Origin of the sequence: Sulfurospirillum halorespirans DSM 13726, from assembly GCF_001723605.1 — a bacterium.
Classification (GTDB): Bacteria; Campylobacterota; Campylobacteria; order Campylobacterales; family Sulfurospirillaceae; genus Sulfurospirillum; species Sulfurospirillum halorespirans.
Genome location: NZ_CP017111.1, coordinates 589,388 through 606,191, shown reverse-complemented (window position 1 = coordinate 606,191; position 16,804 = coordinate 589,388). Strand labels below are relative to the sequence as shown.

Sequence of the window (16,804 nt, the reverse complement as noted above, 5' to 3'; positions counted from 1 at the left end):
AGCAAGAGGAGGTATTTATGTCATTGATTGATCTCAATCAAGACTTTACATGTAAAGACTCGAATCTTTCCAAGCGATGATGGCATCTGGGTGCATCGGGCGGGCTATGCCATAACCTTGCGCTAGCTCACAGCCATGTTTTAAGAGAAGTTCTGCATGTTCTTGCGTCTCAACGCCCTCGGCGATGACGCTTAGATCAAACGCTTTGCTTAAGCCCACAATCGCCTCGACAATGGCGAGATCGTCGTTGTCATGCAACAAATTGCAGATAAAGCTTTGGTCGATTTTCAAAATATCAATCGGCAATTTTCGCAAATAACTCAGCGACGAATACCCCGTCCCAAAGTCATCAAGCGCAAAGCGCACACCAAGGCTTTTACACGCGTGCATGATTTGCGAAACATGCACCATATCTTCAAGCGCGCTCGTCTCTAAAATCTCCAACTCAACAAGGTGTGCAGGCACATCAGGATAGCGAAGCAACATCGTTTGCAGATACTCCGTAAAGCTCGAATCTTGTAGTTGACGAGCCCCAACGTTGATGCTCACCGAGATGCTAAGCCCCTCTTTTATCCAAGCGCTCATCTGCTTAAATGCTTGCTCGATGACCCATTCGCCAAGCCTAATGCTCAGGACATGATCTTCCACGGTCGGCAAAAAAGCGTGCGGAAGCAAAAAACCTTTTTCGGGATGTTGCCACCGTATCAGCGCCTCGACACTAACAAGTTCGCGTGTTTCAAGGTTCACTTTGGGTTGGTAATAGAGCAAAAATTCATCATTGATAATCGCCGATAAAATACTCTCAAGGCTCTCATTGTGTTTTTTAATCGCACGATCAGACTCAATGTCAAAAAAGTGGTAACGGTTTTTCCCCGATTGTTTCGACTGATACATCGCAAGATCAGCGTGCCTCAAAAGCTGATCGGCATCGACACCGTCCCTGGGATAGAGTGTCACACCAATGCTACTGGAAAATTGGATGATATTTTCATTGATCACGATAGGATCAGACGTTGCTTTAAGAAGGCGATCTAAGATAGGGATACACTCGTCTTGATTGGAAAGGTCGGTCAAAACAGCCACAAACTCATCGCCACCAAGCCTTGAAATGGTATCACCTTGGCGCAATGCCTCTTGCATACGTTCAGCGATAATGACTAAAAGCTCGTCACCTACGTGGTGTCCGTATTGGTCATTGATGACTTTAAAGCCATCGAGATCCAAATAGACAACCGCCAACTCTTTTTTCCTTCGCTCCGTTTGCGCCATCGCTTGACGGAGTCGATCGGCAAATAAAACACGGTTCGGTAACGAAGTCAGCGCGTCATAATGCGCAACATACTCCAACTGCTTTTCATGCTCTTTCATCGTTGTAATGTCCGTAAAAAGTGCAACATAAGACTGAACGACCTCATGTTCATCGTAGATAGCGCTGATGCTTGTCATCTGCACATAGACTTCGCCCGACTTGCGACGGTTAGAGATTTCGCCGTACCAGTGCCCTTTTTCAAGCAGGGATTGCCACATTTGTTTGTAAAACGACTCACTTTGCCTGCCTGATTTTAGCAGTCGTGGATTCTGCCCAACCACCTCTTGGTGGGAGTAGCCCGTAATACAGGTAAAGGTATCGTTAACCTCAACGATCTCACCCGAAGCATTGGTGATCATAATGCCTTCCCTTGCGTAGGTAAAGACACTAGCAGCCAGTTTGAGCTTTGCTTCTGCCTCTTTACGATCGGTAAAATCATGAGATAAAACAATAAAATGTGCCATCCCATGAGAGTCTTTTTTCTTTGAAACCGAGAGTTCAAACCAGAGCGTTTTACCCTTCTCCTCGATGGAAAATTGATACCCAAACGCATGCCCCTCTTGGTCGGCTTCGCGCAGTGCTTGGATAAAAATGTCCGCAACATCCTTTGGGTAAATCTCATAAACATTTTTACCCATCATCTCTTGAGACAAAGAGGCACTCACATTGGCATGCGCTCGCCCTACACGAAAATAGACCCCATCAAGGCTCATTTCAAACAGCGCATCGGGAATGGCATCGAGGGTGCTTTGCAGGTTGTCTTGAACCAAAAGCAGGTGCTTTTCATTGTGGCGAATACGCTTGTTTTGACGGTACAACTGAAAACCAACGCTCATCAGAAACAGAAGAAAAGCAAAGAGTATCAGGGCAATATGGTTGGCATAACGTGCCCAAAAATCGGCTAAGGTAAATTTTGGAGCCTCTTCAAACGGTGGTACGCGAAGGGTTCTGAGCGCATCTTCCACCCCTTTATAATCTGCAGGAACCGTAAAACCATAAATCTGCGCACTTCTAGCCGCTTCACTCTCAGGAGAAAGGGCTAAAAGCGCCACCGTTAAGGCTCGTGCGATATGCTCATCAAAGCCTGCAACCACCACCAAAGGCCACTCAGGGTAGAGTCTGGTGGAGCGAATGTAGGAGAAGTTTGAATCGTTTTGTTCATTGATGATTTTAATATCGGATAACGCCAATTTGCCTTCATCCATCATGTCTTCTATAACGTTGGTGCGCACAAATCCTGCATCGACTTTACGTGAGAGAACTGCTTCGATCACCTTGTCATGGGGCATACCTGTTATTACCAAATGCGTCTGCTTTGGCATAATGCCCTTCAGTGCCAACTCATACGCTTGCATCTGATACCCGCCAAGAGAGTCTGTGTCGGTAACAGCAATTTTCGCGTTTTTAAGATCGTTCAGCGCTCTTAGCGGTGAGTCGTGGCGCGTGAAAATGACCCCCGCAAATTGGGTAAGAATGGTGCTATTTTTTTGAGTAATTTGTGTCACAAGAGGCGCAGAGAGTTTATGCCTGTTTTTGAGAACGATGTAATGCCCAGGATTGGTCAAAATGATGTCGACTTCATGATTGGCAACGGCTTGTGTAAATTCTGGGTAATTGTAGATGTGAAGGGCAATAGGTTTCTTGATAGTATCTTGCAGGTAAGTTGCAAAAGGTTGCCACTGACTCAGAGCTTGCTCTTTAGGGCGAAACGCTAAAATTCCAAGGCGAAGGGCTTCTTCTGCACTTAAAAATTGACATAAACAAAATAAGAGGCTTACGATAATCTTTTTCATGATAACTCACTGTAATTTAACGAATTATCAAAACTTCTAAGATCAGTATAGCACTATTCTATTTAATGATATTTGTAATTCTTTCTTATTATACCAAAAATTAAAGTGTCACGTTTTTGTTTTTTACATTAAATGGATTAAATTTTGCCATAACGTCTTTCGGTGGATGTGTATTCGGAGATAATCGCTTCGAGTTCTCCTGTGGAAAATTCTGGCCAGAGCGTTTTGGTAAAGAAAAGTTCCGCGTACGCAGCCTGCCAGAGTAAGAAGTTTGAAAGACGGTAGTCACCTCCCGTTCTGAGCAGAAGATCGACATCGGGAATGCCTGCAGTATCGAGGTTAGACTCTAATATCTCTTTGGTGATTTCACCCTTTACATGTAAGCATTTATTGATCGCGCGAAGGATCTCATCGTGCGCGCCATAATTGATCGCAAGGACTTGTCTAAGCCCCGTGCAGTGTTCTGTCATCTCTTTGGCATAGGCGATCTCTTTTTGAAGCGATGTGGAAAATTTACTCATATCGCCGATGACGTCAAAACGAATGTTGTTTTCTAGCAGAGTAGAAATTTCACTGTGCAAATATTTGGAGAGGAGTTTCATCAAAACCGTGACTTCCGCTTTGGGGCGATCCCAGTTTTCGGTACTAAACGCGTAGAGTGTTAGGTATTTGATGCCCATTTTTGCGGCATACTTCGTGATCTCGCGTACCTTTTTAGCACCTTCTTTGTGTCCAAAAGAGCGCTCTTTGCCTTGACGCTGAGCCCATCTGCCATTGCCATCCATAATAATCGCCAAATGCACTAAATCATTCATAATTTCGACTTCTTTGTGTCCAGTATTGTTGGGTGGCATTTTATCCTCTTTGCCTTTAGCTTTACTTGACAAATCTTGCCACTTTGACTAAAATTACGCCATCACTACTTTTTAGAATTCTCACAAAGTAGTCTCATAACAATCGACTCAAGCAACTCTACTTTTGGGGATCTTTCACCATATTAAGAGACTCTAGCTTCATGAACGATCAAACTAACAACAAAGAAGGCACAATGAGCGGAAACACTCCTACCTCGAACAATCAACCCTGCGCGAATACAACCCAACCCAACGGGAACACGAACGGAAACGGACAAGCAAAACCAACCCACTATAACAAAACACGAACGCACGTTCCCGTCGATGGCTACAAAATCGAAGGTCTTAGAACCACGCCTCTGGAAAAACTCTTAGAGATCGCGACGGAACTTGGCATTGAAAATCCCAACGAATTAAAACGCCAAGATTTGATGTTTGAAATTTTAAAATCGCAAGTCAACCAAGGCGGATTCATTCTGTTTACGGGTATTTTGGAAATTGCGGGTGAAGGGTATGGTTTCTTACGTGCCACAGACGCCAACTTCTCAGACAGTGCCAATGACGCCTACGTCAGCAGTACGCAAGTTAAAAAGTTCGCACTTCGTACGGGTGACATCGTCACAGGACAAGTCAGACCTCCTAAAGATCAAGAGCGTTATTACGCCCTTCTTAAAATCGAAGCGATCAACTATCTTCCTCTTGTTGAGAGCAAAAAACGCCCTCTTTTTGAAAACTTAACCCCGCTGTATCCAACCGAAAAAATCAAACTTGAATACGATCCAATGAAAATCACAGGACGCGTGCTCGATCTTTTCACGCCTCTTGGAAAAGGTCAAAGAGGTTTGATCGTTGCACCTCCTAGAAGTGGTAAAACCGAACTGATGAAAGAGCTCGCACACGGTATCTCACGCAATCATCCTGAAGCAGAGCTGATCGTTTTACTGGTCGATGAACGACCTGAAGAGGTGACCGATATGCAACGTTGTGTTCAAGGCGAAGTCTACAGCTCAACCTTTGATATGCCTGCGTCCAACCATGTTCGCGTTGCCAACCTCGTCATTGAAAAAGCCAAAAGACGCGTTGAAATGGGCAAAGATGTCATCATTCTTTTAGATTCGATCACAAGACTTGCTCGTGCGTACAACACCGTAACACCATCGAGCGGAAAAGTACTCAGCGGTGGTGTGGATGCCAACGCATTGCACAAACCAAAACGCTTTTTTGGTGCGGCAAGAAACATCGAATTTGGTGGCAGTTTGACTATCATTTCAACCGCATTGATCGAGACTGGAAGTAGAATGGACGAAGTGATCTTTGAAGAGTTCAAAGGTACGGGTAACAGCGAAATCGTTCTGGATAGAAATATCTCCGATAGAAGAATTTACCCTGCAATTAACATTATGAAATCAGGAACGAGAAAAGAAGAGCTTCTTCTTACCCCTGATCGTCTTCAAAAAATCTGGGCACTTCGTAGTGCTATCAGCCAAATGGATGACATTGAAGCGCTTAAATTCTTGTATGCTAAAATGCTTAAAACCAAGGACAATGAAGAACTCCTCTCTATTATGAATGACTAGATTTTTTTCAAAAAATCTAGTTAAGAACGTCAAAAAAGCAAAGCTCTTTTGACTACGTTAGCCACTAGGACGCTAAAGCTAGCCAACGATGTTGGCAGAATGAGGTTTTGGAAAAAATCTCAAAATAGTGTAAAATTGGTTATAAATTAGATAAAGGTCTTTACGTGTCACATCAAGTACTTGCTCTAAAATATCGTCCTTCCTCGTTTGATAAGTTGATCGGCCAAGAGTCGATCACCCAAACACTTTCATTGGCACTGAATCAAGATAGGCTCTCACATGCTTATCTTTTCTCGGGGCTCAGAGGAAGTGGCAAGACTTCAACCGCGCGTATCTTTGCCAAAGCACTCGTGTGTGACCAAGGACCAACCTCAACACCCTGCGAAGTGTGTGAACACTGCCTGAGTGCCAATGAAAACCGTCACATCGACATCATCGAAATGGACGCAGCATCCAACCGTGGCATTGATGATATTCGCGAACTGATTGAGAGTACCAAATACAAACCCACCAGTGCGCGTTTTAAAATCTTCATCATCGATGAAGTCCACATGCTCACCACGCAAGCGTTTAATGCGCTTTTGAAGACATTGGAAGAGCCTCCAAGTTATGTGAAATTCATCCTTGCGACAACCGATCCACTGAAACTGCCCGCAACGATTTTATCGCGTGCACAACATTTTCGATTTAAACAGATCAAACAAAGTGACGTCGTCAACCACCTCTGCCATATTTTAAATCTTGAAAATATCGAGTATGAAAAAGAAGCGTTAGAGATGCTTTCGCGCGCTGGAAACGGTTCACTTCGTGATACCTTGACACTGATGGATCAAGCTATCATCTTCTCCAAAGGGTACATTACCCCTGAGAACGTTGCTACGATGCTGGGGCTTTTAGATCCAAATCAGCTCGAATCCATCTTTACCACCCTTTTAAGCGGGAACAAAAACGAGATGCTTCACCTCATCAAAGAGCTTGAGAGTTATGAGTGCGAAATCGTCATCGATGAGTTGATTGCCTATCTTAAAAATGCTTTTTTTGCACAAGATCGCCGTTTCTCAACGCTGTTGTATGAGCGCTTTTTCAAAATTCTCAGTGAAGCGAAGAGTCTTCTTTACATCAACGCTAACAATGGGTTTGTGCTTTCACTGATCTTCTTTAAAATGATAGAAGCGACCAATATTAAAACCGTTGAAGAGATGATCGATTCGCTTGAAAATGAGAAGTATCGCCTTCCAGCGATTCAGGCAAAACCTGAGATGGAACCAAGTGCGCAAACACCGACGCCAAAGGCTGAAGCGCCTTTACATGTAAACGACCAAGGTGTCACTCCTGCGATACTTTTTGCACGTCTTTGCGACAAACTGTATGACCGTAACGCGGAACTAGGCGAATGCTTTAAAACGCACATTCGATTTATCAGCTTTGAAGATGAATTATTGGCCCTTACCTCTAATGCCGAAGGGGAAGCGAGTAAAACGCTCAATACCCACTACAGCATCATTAAACATTTTGTTCAAGATCTTTTTGGTGTGGAAGCCAAAATAAAGATCACGAAAATCCAATCGCTTCCGCCTGAGCCCATATTTGACCCAAACGAAGCGCTTCAAATGAGTGAAGCAGAGTTCAACGCCAACGATCAAAGCTCCTCAATGATGGAAAATCTTGCATTTGAAGAGGCACCTCAGGGTGATAGTTGTGCCGCAGGTGCGTTGATGGCAGATAAAAAAGAGATCGATGCTAAAGAGGTGCTTAACACCCCTTTTGTTCAAAAAGCCACGGAGCTGTTTGATCCTCAAAAAATTCAAATTCGTCAAAAGGTCTGATCTATGGAGAAAATCCTTATTCTCAACACCGGTGGCACGTTTAACAAACGCTACAATCCCCTCAAAGGAGAGCTTGAAGTTCCCCAAGATGGCATCGCTGTTGAGTCCATTTTACGCTACTGTTACAACACTTCGTATGAACTTTTAAACATTATTCACAAAGACAGTCTTGAGATGAGCGAAGAAGATCGTGAGCTGATCGTTCAAACGATTCAAACATCATCCGCTCGTAGAGTTTTGATCATCCACGGTACTGACACGATGGATGTAACCGCTACGTTTTTAGCCTTACATGTAAAAGATAAAATCATCACCCTAACAGGCGCAATGGTGCCTTTTAGCATCGACACAGTCGAGGCAACCGCAAATTTTATGATGGCACTGGGTGATTTACATGTAAGAGAGAAAAACGGCGTCTACCTTGCGATGCACGGAGCGATTGCCAGCCATGGAACGATCTATAAAAACCGCCAAAAAGGGATTTTTGAGCTCTGTTAAAGAGCTCGCATCCCCTTCGTTTTACGAAACAGAAAGTGACTCATCACAATCACATAATAAGGATAGATGACCACCCCTAAAAACGGAATAACCGTCAGCGCAAAACAGACCAACGAAATTCCCCTCATCTGCCCTGCATACAAGCGTTTAAGCTCCTTATACTCCTGCGTTGAATTAAGCATCGAAGCGACATCCAAGACTAAGAGTTTATGAAACAGGTAATACACGGGTACGAGAAGCGCGAAATTCAGCACAGGGATAAAGACCAAAGGTGAGAGCAGCAGAAACATCAGCGTCGTCCATAAGAGCGTCTTTAGCACCATCCACAGATAACTTAAAAGCCCAATGCCACGAAAGGCAACACTTGGGTAGTACGTTGTGCCGATCTCTTTGATAAAATAGCCCGCAAAAAGCCCGACGATCACCGAGTAAACCATCAAAAAAAGATAGTACGTAACCATCGCAGAGGTAAAAAAGAAGAGAATCGCCACCACCGTTTTGGTGATGAAAATGAGTGAAACCATACTCAAAAACCAACTCTGCTCGATGCTCCCTTCAAAGCTTTGCAAACTCTGCGCGACCCATTCGGAAAGTGCGCCCATACCGCCAAATAACAGCCAAATTGCACCTATAAAAACGACAATGGTTAAAATAAACGAGAGCAGAGAAACCAGTAAAACCCTTGGAGAGAGTGTATCTCCAAGAGCTAGGGCAAAAATGTTGGTTTGAGTGGGTGTGTTCATGACTTACTGGATGGTCTGACCATTAACGCTAATGGCACCTTTTTTCATCGCAATTTCATAGATGAAAAAATCACCCTCAGCCTTGCCTCGCGCAAAATCTTCCGCTGAAGTCAACCCCATCAATTCAAGCATCACACGGTCATCTTTGTGCACTTTCACTTTAGAGGTAATGTCCACAAGTCCAATGAGCGCAAGTGGGCTTTGGGTATCGTTGTAACTGTTGGGAGCAATCTCAAGCTTAGTATCGACACTCACGTCTTTCAAGTTCAGCATTTGTGTTGCAAGCCCTTTCAGAGCGATGTCTAAATCTATTTTTACCCCATGGTTTACCAGCGCTACAAAGTCATCAATCAGCACTTTGTCTTCAACCGTTGTGGTACCAAGGAGCAACGCATTGTAGTCTGCTTGTACTTTTTTCATCGTGTCGGAATGAACCCCACGTAAAAAGAGTTTGGCAAAAAGTGTGTCCAGTTTAATGTCATCGGTATCGCTGAGCAGCGCGATGTTCCCCAGCGTATAGTCTGCTTTGACCTGAAGATCTTTTTGCACATCCTCAATACTGCTGTTCGCTTTAAGGAAACCTAGGTCAAGTTTGACATTGGTATACTCATCGTTCATTTCAAGTGCGTACGCTCCAACGCTCATATCGCCTCTGTTATTGAGCTCATCTTTGTAGTTAAAGTTATAGACAAAATCTTTGAGCTCACTTTTAAACATAAACATCTCACCTGTGACACCAAGGTTTTGTTTGCCAACACCTAAAACACCTTGCACGACGCCACCACGCTCGTTTAACGTCATTCGCTGGTTTTGCGTGTCAATATTTAGCACAGCACCCTCAGCTTTGATCTCTTCTTTAATATCTTTGAGCTTTAGATCTTTGAGTTTTTGATCGCTGGTTAAGATCATATCAACTGCTAAAACACCGCGCGTCAACAGCGGGATAATCGCATCGCTGGCTGCTTTGTTATTGGCAAGCTCTTCTTGAACTGATTTGGGGAGTTGATCCAAGGATAAAGAGAGTTTGACGTCGCCTGGCAAAAGATTGGAGTGGATCATTTGCCCTTTGAATGTGAGACCATCAAACGATTCGTTGATGCCACGGTTACTCTCTTCTTTCATCGCCTCGGCAAAAAGCGTGTACTGGGCGTTTTTCGCAACCAACTGCGTCAGTAAAAAGTCGCGTGCTTTTTTGGCATCGATCACTTCAAGGCTAAAGGTTCGCACACTGGTGAAATAGCCACTTTTGCTTAAAATCTCTTGCTTAAGCCCATTTTTTTCAAGCAGTGCGCTATTGGTTTCAATGACGCTATCAACGTTGTGAGAAACAACCAGTGGCATTACGCCAAGGGCTGATGCAACCACTGCCGCAATAATCAGGTATTTTGTTTTTGACATACAGAGCCTTTGTTATTTGTAGCCTATGACGTAATAGGTGTTTTTGTGAGGAACTTTTTCCAAAGTAACTTTATATTTTGCCGCCCATTTGCTAATCATGTCATTGACTTCATCAATCAGATCAGCGCTGGTGGCTTCGTTTTTAATTTTGAAGTAATCTTTGTTACTAGAGAGTGCCACAAAAGAGTGATGAACTTTCAGTGCATCGTGCAGTGCAAGCAGATGTTTGCCAACATGTTCAAACCCTATGGTATTGTTGATAACGCACTCAAGTTGCGCTTCAGACTTTGGTGTAACACTGTAGCCTAGTTGTGTTAAGATTGCTTGTTTTTCCATTGGTTTCATCCTTGTATAGAGTGTTTTTAACGTTTTTGTGCGATCAGCACATCTTCGATCATTTTTGAAATATCGCCATCTAAAATGTTATTGACTTGCGAATACGCGATGGTACTTCGATTGTCTTTGACTTGTTGGTATGGCGCTAAAACGTAACTGCGTATCTGGTGTCCCCAGCCAATTTCGCTCTTTTCAACACCATCTTTCACCGCTTGTTGTTTTTCAAGTTCAAACTCATACAAACGTGACTTCAACATTTTCATCGCTGTTGCTCTGTTTTTATGTTGTGAGCGATCATTTTGACACTGTACCACAATGCCTGTTGGCATGTGCGTAATGCGAATCGCACTATCGGTTTTATTGACGTGTTGTCCACCTGATCCGCCTGAACGGTAGGTGTCCACTTTAAGATCACGATCTTCGATGACGATGTCAATGTCATCATCCACCTCAGGCGAAACCATCACAGAACTAAACGACGTGTGACGTTTGGCATTGGCATCAAAGGGGCTAATACGCACCAAACGGTGAATGCCATTTTCGACTTTAAGGTAGCCATACGCATTCTCGCCACTGATGATAAAACTCACATCCTTAAGCCCCGCCTCATCACCCTCTTGGTAGTCGAGCACTTCGACTTTAAAACCTGAACGTTCCGCCCATCTTAAATACATACGGTACAACATACTCGCCCAGTCTTGGCTCTCCGTTCCACCCGCTCCTGGATGAATCGAGATGATGGCATTGTTGTTATCATTTTCGCCACTGAGCATCATGGCGATCTCTAAATTGGTGATGTGATCTTCAAGATGTTCTGCATCTTTGTAAAGCTCTTCGATGGTCGCTTCATCGTTTTCACTGTTTGCCATCTCGTACAAATCCACTGCGTCCACAACCACATTTTTAGCTTTGGTATAACGGGTCAGTAAGGAGTTTAAAGCGGTTTTTTCTTTTTGTAACTCAGCAGCCTTCTTCGCATCATTCCAAAATTCGGGGTCTTGCTCGATCATCTCAATCTCACCTAGCCTTGAAGTCAAATCTTCTGGCTTGATAATCTGCGCGATGTTGTCCACTTTTGTGGTTAATTTTTTGAGAAGTTCGGTGTATTCGTAACTATCCAAATGGTTTCCTTTTGCTATAATACTCGCTTCAATTTAAGAGACCTCTCATAAGGACCGTTTCTTAGAAGTCTATTCTTATATTTTACTCAAAAGTGCCTAAAATGAAAATAGTAAAAACCATCGAAGATTTATCCCAAGCAAGAAAAGAGCTTCAAGGCTCCATTGGCTTCGTGCCAACCATGGGAGCCTTGCACAACGGACACCTCTCGTTGATGCAACAATCCATCGCTGAGAATGAGCATACCATTGTCTCTGTTTTTGTCAATCCTACACAGTTTTTAGCAGGAGAAGATTTTAGTACCTACCCTCAACGCACCCAAGCCGACATCAAAATTTGCGAACTTGCAGGCGTGAGTATTCTTTTTATGCCCACATCTGAGATGATGTACGCCAAAATGGAGCCAACGATTCTAGCACCCAGTGCCAAAGCCTATATTTTGGAAGGATTAGCGCGCCCGGGGCATTTTGATGGCGTTTTACGTGTCGTGCTCAAACTCTTTAATCTCACGAAGCCAACACGCGCCTATTTTGGTAAAAAAGATGCACAACAGCTCTATCTTTTGCAAAATATGGTCAAAAGCTTCTTTTTGGATTTGGAGATCGTTCCGTGTGAAATTATCCGCGAAGATGACGGTCTAGCGCTTTCCAGTCGCAATGCTTATCTAAACGCCCAAGAGCGCCAAAAAGCACTGCTTCTGTGTGAATCTTTGAAAGTTGCGACGCACGCTGTGATTGCAGGAGAACGCGATATTGCAACCCTTAAAGCTGAAATGGTGCACACCCTAGAGTCTTTACATGTAGAATACGTGGAAATTTTAAATCGTGATTTTGATACAATAGAAACCATTGAAATAGGCAACTCTATCATTCTCGTCTGCGCCAAAGTTGGCACCACCCGCCTCATTGATAATTTATGGATTTAAGGAATACATTGAAAAAACTACATCTTGTTTCATTAGGATGCAATAAAAATCTCGTCGATAGCGAAGTGATGTTAGGCAAACTTCAAGCCTATGAGATGTGCGATGACCCCAGTCAGGCTGACGTGCTGATCGTCAATACCTGTGGCTTCATCGGACCTGCCAAAGAGGAGAGTCTCAACACCATCTTTTCACTCCACGAAGCACGTAAAAAAGGCTCTGTGCTCGTGATGGCAGGCTGTTTGACCGAACGATATAAAGAAGATCTGACCAAAGAGCTTAAAGAGGTCGATCTTTTTACGGGCGTGGGTGATTATGACAAGATCGATGAGATCATTGCCCTTCGCCAAAACCGTTTTAGCCCAGCAACCTACCTCCTAAACGAAGAAGAGCGCGTTATCACAGGTTCTAACGCACATGCGTATGTCAAACTCTCTGAAGGCTGTAATCAAGCCTGTAGCTTTTGCGCCATTCCTGGCTTTAAAGGCAAACTGCATTCACGTACCCTTGAATCACTGATTAAAGAGGTCAAAGCGCTTGTTGCAAAAGGTTTTTATGACTTTAGTTTCATCTCGCAAGATAGCAGTTCGTTTCTTCGTGATGTGGGCGAAAAAGAGGGGCTGATTAAGCTCATTGACGCCGTTGAGCAAATCGAAGGGGTTAAAAGTGCACGTATTTTGTATCTTTACCCAACCACGACGTCAAACGCTCTGATTGAGCGCATTATCGCTTCACCACTCTTTCATAACTACTTTGATATGCCGATCCAACACATCAGCGATTCGATGCTCAAACGCATGAAACGTGGCGCTGGACGTGAGCGCATCATTGAACAGTTAGAGCTCATGAAAAAAGCTCCCAATAGCTTTATTCGCACCAGTTTTATTGTCGGACATCCCGGCGAAAGCGACGCGGAATTTAAAGAGCTTTTGGACTTTGCCAAAGCGTTTGATTTTGACCGTGTCAACATCTTTGCGTATTCCGATGAAGAAGATACCAGCGCTTACGAGATGGATGAAAAAATCGATACCAAAACGATCAATAAACGTATCAAACAACTCGATAAAATTGTTCAAACAAAAACCAAAAAAAGTTTTGAAAACGAGATTGGCAAAGAGGTCATTATTTTGGTTGAAGGTGAAAGTAGCGAACATGAGTATTTTATGGGGGCACGCGAACTTCTATGGGCACCGAGCATTGATGGGGAAGTCTTGGTCAATGACTCGGATGTTGCAAACATTGAAGTAGGCAAGTGCTACCGTGCGACGATTAGCGAATGTGCTGGGAATCAACTCATTGCAACCATTACCACTGTTGCATAACGCAACGATTGAGCTTCTTAAAACATCTAAAAATTTAGTGGCATTTTCAGGCGGTGGAGACTCCACCGCGCTCTTCTTTTTACTGCTAGAACACGGCATTACTTTTGATATAGCGCATGTCAATTACCAAACACGCGCGCAAAGTGATGCCGAAGAGGCGTATGCTAAAACGCTTGCCACAACACATCATAAACACCTTTTTAGCCTTACATGTAAACTGGAAGAAAGCAATTTTGAGCACCATGCCAGAGAAGAGCGCTACGCCTTTTTTGAAACAATCCTCCACGAACACAGCTACGATACGCTTTTAATGGCGCACCATTTAGGAGACCAGCTCGAATGGTTTTTAATGCAACTCAGCCGTGGAGCGGGGCTTGTGGAGATGTTAGGTATGCAAGAGGTGGAAATGCGAAAAGCGTATACGCTGGTTCGTCCGCTTTTACATGTAAGCAAAAAAACGCTTCAAAATTATCTGCATGAACACAAAATTACCTACTTTAACGATGAAAGCAATGCGTCGCTCAAACACCTACGCAACCAATTTCGACACGACTACGCGACCCCACTGATTGATGCGTACGAAGAGGGTATTGCTAAAAGTTTTGCGTATTTGAGCGAAGATCGCAAACGACTTTTGCCCCATCAGGCTAAACGCATTGGGGATCTTTTTATAGTGCTACGAGATGCAGATGATCTTATTAACATTCGTCAAATTGATAAAATCATCAAACAACTGGGAACGCTTTTGACCAAAGCGCAAAGGGATGAGATTTTAAAAACCAAAAACTGTGTTGTGGGTGGGAAAATTGCCGTTTGTTTTGAAGAAGAGAGAATCTTTATAGCGCCTTATCTTAAGCATGCGATGGAGAAAAAGTTTAAAGAGGCGTGTCGGAAAGCGCGCATTCCTCTAAAAATACGCCCTTACCTCCACGCGCGTGGTCTTGATCCTAACGCGTTGCGTTAAAGTCATACACCTTGATTTTAAAGGTCGCGCTAATGCTCTCTTGGCTCGATTCCAGATAGATCGGAAAATCGGCTTGAACGATGCTGGTGTAGCGATTTAGCCCTTCTAAAAAGCTATAAAAATTGGTCGGTGTTTTGAGTGTCGACGTGGCATTGAGTTCATACTCAACAAACTCTTTTTTATACTCCGACTTGGTGATTTCGGTAAGTGAAACGTGGGTGAAAAATTTCCCTGCATAGCGCATAAACTCCTCTTGCGTAAAAGGATGTTTGAAGGCAGAAATCACATGTACATTTTCAGCTTTTAATTTAGAAAGTTCCGTTTCGCGTTCAAAAAAGAGGTTTTCAACTCTGGTTTTATGCACCAAAACGCGTTTGTATTCTGCTTGTAAAATACGGTGATCTTTCACATTGGGGATAATCAATAAAAAGACAAACGCAAAGGTCACAATGATAAAAACCATTAAGAAAATGAGCAATTTCATCATGTCGATTTTGTCTAAACTGCGGTCAAAACTATTCACGTAAGCCATCCTCGCCAATAATTTTGTTAATGCTCACAAAGTTATACCATCCCTCTTTTGTCAGGTAAAAGTTGGTGTTACTGGTATGAAAAATTGATTTGAGCGGTGCGGCTAACAAGAAATTAAAGGTATCTTGCGTTGGGGAGATGCCGTATAAAATAAGCGAGTTGCGCTCCATTTGCACTTTTTTGAGCGTAATCTGATCCGGCACTAAATCAAACAGATTTTTCATACTCTCTTTTAAAAGGGTATTGTTTGAAAAGATCTCTTCGGAGAGCGCTTTTTGGCGCAAAATCAAGCCAATGGTTGCATCGTCTTCATCGATCTTGAGTTCAAGCATTTCACGCTCTTTGGTCAGATCAACCACGCCACTTTTAAAGGAGCTCATCTCAATCACGATGTAAAAATTGAAAATAATCATAAACAGAGACATCAGAGCAATAAAAATCACCCACATTTTACTAAAGAGCGATAAAAAGGGCTTTGGACGAGGTGCGATGAAACTTAGTCTCATTTAAAAACCTCTTTAATCGCGATGTCACACATACGATCACTCACATCGACTTTGTGAATTTCCACGTCCATCATCAGCTCATCTTCGAGTTGATGAATCAAATCGGAACTGATCTCATAGCCATCAAAAATGATAATCTCATCGATAAATTCGCTGACATACAAAGGGTTGTGATAATACTCTTCGAGTGCTGTTTTAAGGTATTTATAGACTAAAAGATCGCGCCCATAAAGCTCTAGGCTGATGTCTTCATCTTTAAGAACATCCATGCCTCTTAATTGACTCAAGGAGCGATCATTCACATCTGAAAAAGAGTCGGTGGAACGCAAATCATCAATATCTTCAAGCTCACTGAGTTCGCCAAGTTCGCTGAGTTCTTCAATGCCTTCTTCTTGTGCCTCTTCATCATCATTGGCTGTTGCCATTTCAGACATCTCTTCAGGCGAATCAATCACACCCTCTTCTTCTTGTTCATTTTCCCAATCATTCATATCATTGCTGTGGGTAAATGCCGTGTCCGTTTGCGTTTTGAAAAAAGCACCAAAGTGTAATTGTCGCTCTTCAAAAATCGCTAAAATAAAGAAATCTTGGCAGTTGAGAATATAGCACGTAGGCTTATTTTTGAGTTTTTGTGAAACCACAAAATCACTTAAAAGAATAAACGGTGAGTAGATAAAATCCAGTCCTACTTCAGAAAAAAGATTCTTAGCCCATTTGATCTCGATAAACGAAGCATACGCGGACCATTGGTTGAATAAAGCGACGTTGTAAACATTTTGCATATCAACGCTGTGCTTGCTAAAAGCACTGTTCCCAGTACCTGAAATGGCACCTTGCCCTAGAGAACCCAGTAAAAAAGCGATGTAGACAAACTGATACTCATCTTGCAAATTCATCAAATAATTTTCAAGGTTTTTATCAAGCGCATCCAGTGGAGGAGACAACGTAAAGGTTTTGGTAAACGTTCTGGTAATGGCGCCCTCTTTGAGCACCTTGCAACGCAGTGTACATTCAGTCTCACTTAACACAACAGCCACAAAAAGGTTCTGAAATTTTTTCTGAAGAACAGTTCTTATGCCCATGTTACTGACTCTTTGTTCACATCA

General features: G+C 43.1%; 15 protein-coding genes. 6 read left to right on the top strand and 9 right to left on the bottom strand.

Annotated features, from left to right (window positions below; translation table 11 throughout):
• Positions 1–45: 45 nt before the first annotated feature.
• Both SHALO_RS03005 and SHALO_RS03000 read right to left on the bottom strand, forming a co-directional pair.
• The gene (locus tag SHALO_RS03005) at positions 46–3,102 is read right to left on the bottom strand and encodes an EAL domain-containing protein (RefSeq protein WP_069477317.1); all 3,057 of its coding nucleotides are present in this window, start codon (positions 3,100–3,102) and stop codon (positions 46–48) included.
• A 137-nt stretch (positions 3,103–3,239) separates the two neighbouring features.
• Positions 3,240–3,917, bottom strand: coding sequence for a di-trans,poly-cis-decaprenylcistransferase (locus tag SHALO_RS03000; protein WP_069479295.1), 678 nt, complete (start codon positions 3,915–3,917; stop codon positions 3,240–3,242).
• 233 nt (positions 3,918–4,150) lie between these two features.
• Between SHALO_RS03000 and rho the strand changes: the two genes are divergently transcribed.
• From rho to SHALO_RS02985, 3 genes are all read left to right on the top strand, one after another.
• Positions 4,151–5,533 (top strand): transcription termination factor Rho, encoded by a 1,383-nt coding sequence (gene rho / locus SHALO_RS02995; protein ID WP_420801896.1) that lies wholly within the window; start codon positions 4,151–4,153, stop codon positions 5,531–5,533.
• Between the two features lie 164 nt (positions 5,534–5,697).
• Entirely contained in the window at positions 5,698–7,359 is a 1,662-nt protein-coding gene (locus SHALO_RS02990) for a DNA polymerase III subunit gamma/tau (RefSeq protein WP_069477316.1), read from the top strand.
• 3 nt (positions 7,360–7,362) lie between these two features.
• Positions 7,363–7,857: an asparaginase domain-containing protein gene (locus tag SHALO_RS02985; RefSeq protein WP_069477315.1), complete on the top strand. Its 495-nt coding sequence runs from the start codon at positions 7,363–7,365 to the stop codon at positions 7,855–7,857.
• On the opposite strand, the gene SHALO_RS02980 is transcribed toward SHALO_RS02985, so the two are convergent.
• Genes SHALO_RS02980 through prfB form a run of 4 tightly spaced genes read right to left on the bottom strand, consistent with a single transcriptional unit; the run spans position 7,854 to position 11,455 of the window.
• The gene (locus SHALO_RS02980; RefSeq protein ID WP_069477314.1) at positions 7,854–8,600 is read right to left on the bottom strand and encodes an EI24 domain-containing protein; all 747 of its coding nucleotides are present in this window, start codon (positions 8,598–8,600) and stop codon (positions 7,854–7,856) included. The genes SHALO_RS02985 and SHALO_RS02980 overlap by 4 nt on opposite strands.
• A gap of 3 nt (positions 8,601–8,603) precedes the next feature.
• A complete protein-coding gene (locus tag SHALO_RS02975) occupies positions 8,604–9,998 on the bottom strand; it encodes a hypothetical protein (protein WP_069477313.1) in 1,395 nt (464 codons plus the stop codon).
• A gap of 12 nt (positions 9,999–10,010) precedes the next feature.
• Positions 10,011–10,334, bottom strand: a complete 324-nt coding sequence (locus SHALO_RS02970) for a hypothetical protein (RefSeq protein ID WP_069477312.1) — start codon at positions 10,332–10,334, stop codon at positions 10,011–10,013.
• 26 nt (positions 10,335–10,360) lie between these two features.
• The gene (prfB, locus tag SHALO_RS02965; protein ID WP_069477311.1) at positions 10,361–11,455 is read right to left on the bottom strand and encodes a peptide chain release factor 2; all 1,095 of its coding nucleotides are present in this window, start codon (positions 11,453–11,455) and stop codon (positions 10,361–10,363) included.
• A 101-nt stretch (positions 11,456–11,556) separates the two neighbouring features.
• Between prfB and panC the strand changes: the two genes are divergently transcribed.
• The 3 genes from panC to tilS are packed head-to-tail and all read left to right on the top strand — an operon-like array spanning position 11,557 to position 14,661.
• Positions 11,557–12,378, top strand: coding sequence for a pantoate--beta-alanine ligase (gene panC / locus SHALO_RS02960; protein WP_069477310.1), 822 nt, complete (start codon positions 11,557–11,559; stop codon positions 12,376–12,378).
• Between the two features lie 8 nt (positions 12,379–12,386).
• Positions 12,387–13,697: a 30S ribosomal protein S12 methylthiotransferase RimO gene (gene rimO / locus SHALO_RS02955; RefSeq protein ID WP_069477309.1), complete on the top strand. Its 1,311-nt coding sequence runs from the start codon at positions 12,387–12,389 to the stop codon at positions 13,695–13,697.
• Positions 13,636–14,661, top strand: a complete 1,026-nt coding sequence (tilS, locus tag SHALO_RS02950; protein ID WP_238585277.1) for a tRNA lysidine(34) synthetase TilS — start codon at positions 13,636–13,638, stop codon at positions 14,659–14,661. Before rimO ends, tilS begins: the two co-directional genes overlap by 62 nt.
• Here the strand turns inward: tilS and SHALO_RS02945 are convergent.
• From SHALO_RS02945 to SHALO_RS02935, 3 genes are read right to left on the bottom strand one after another with little or no spacing between them, the layout of a single operon-like run.
• Positions 14,645–15,184 (bottom strand): hypothetical protein, encoded by a 540-nt coding sequence (locus SHALO_RS02945; RefSeq protein ID WP_069477308.1) that lies wholly within the window; start codon positions 15,182–15,184, stop codon positions 14,645–14,647. The two genes, tilS and SHALO_RS02945, sit on opposite strands and share 17 nt — an antisense overlap.
• Positions 15,177–15,698: a hypothetical protein gene (locus tag SHALO_RS02940; RefSeq protein ID WP_069477307.1), complete on the bottom strand. Its 522-nt coding sequence runs from the start codon at positions 15,696–15,698 to the stop codon at positions 15,177–15,179. The genes SHALO_RS02945 and SHALO_RS02940 overlap by 8 nt, the downstream gene beginning before the upstream one ends.
• Positions 15,695–16,780 carry a hypothetical protein gene (locus SHALO_RS02935; protein ID WP_069477306.1) on the bottom strand — a complete coding sequence of 362 codons (1,086 nt, stop codon included), beginning with the start codon at positions 16,778–16,780 and terminating at the stop codon, positions 15,695–15,697. The genes SHALO_RS02940 and SHALO_RS02935 overlap by 4 nt, the downstream gene beginning before the upstream one ends.
• Between the last annotated feature and the right edge of the window lie 24 nt (positions 16,781–16,804).

Excerpts from the sequence above, each read along its gene's own strand:
- SHALO_RS02975 (WP_069477313.1), bottom strand. The coding sequence starts at position 9,998 with ATGTCAAAAACAAAATACCTGATTATTGCGGCAGTGGTTGCATCAGCC.
- SHALO_RS02970 (WP_069477312.1), bottom strand. The coding sequence starts at position 10,334 with ATGGAAAAACAAGCAATCTTAACACAACTAGGCTACAGTGTTACACCA.
- SHALO_RS03000 (WP_069479295.1), bottom strand. The coding sequence starts at position 3,917 with ATGAATGATTTAGTGCATTTGGCGATTATTATGGATGGCAATGGCAGA.
- SHALO_RS02935 (WP_069477306.1), bottom strand. The coding sequence starts at position 16,780 with ATGGGCATAAGAACTGTTCTTCAGAAAAAATTTCAGAACCTTTTTGTG.
- panC (WP_069477310.1), top strand. The coding sequence starts at position 11,557 with ATGAAAATAGTAAAAACCATCGAAGATTTATCCCAAGCAAGAAAAGAG.
- SHALO_RS02940 (WP_069477307.1), bottom strand. The coding sequence starts at position 15,698 with ATGAGACTAAGTTTCATCGCACCTCGTCCAAAGCCCTTTTTATCGCTC.
- SHALO_RS02985 (WP_069477315.1), top strand. The coding sequence starts at position 7,363 with ATGGAGAAAATCCTTATTCTCAACACCGGTGGCACGTTTAACAAACGC.
- SHALO_RS02980 (WP_069477314.1), bottom strand. The coding sequence starts at position 8,600 with ATGAACACACCCACTCAAACCAACATTTTTGCCCTAGCTCTTGGAGAT.
- rho (WP_420801896.1), top strand. The coding sequence starts at position 4,151 with ATGAGCGGAAACACTCCTACCTCGAACAATCAACCCTGCGCGAATACA.
- SHALO_RS03005 (WP_069477317.1), bottom strand. The coding sequence starts at position 3,102 with ATGAAAAAGATTATCGTAAGCCTCTTATTTTGTTTATGTCAATTTTTA.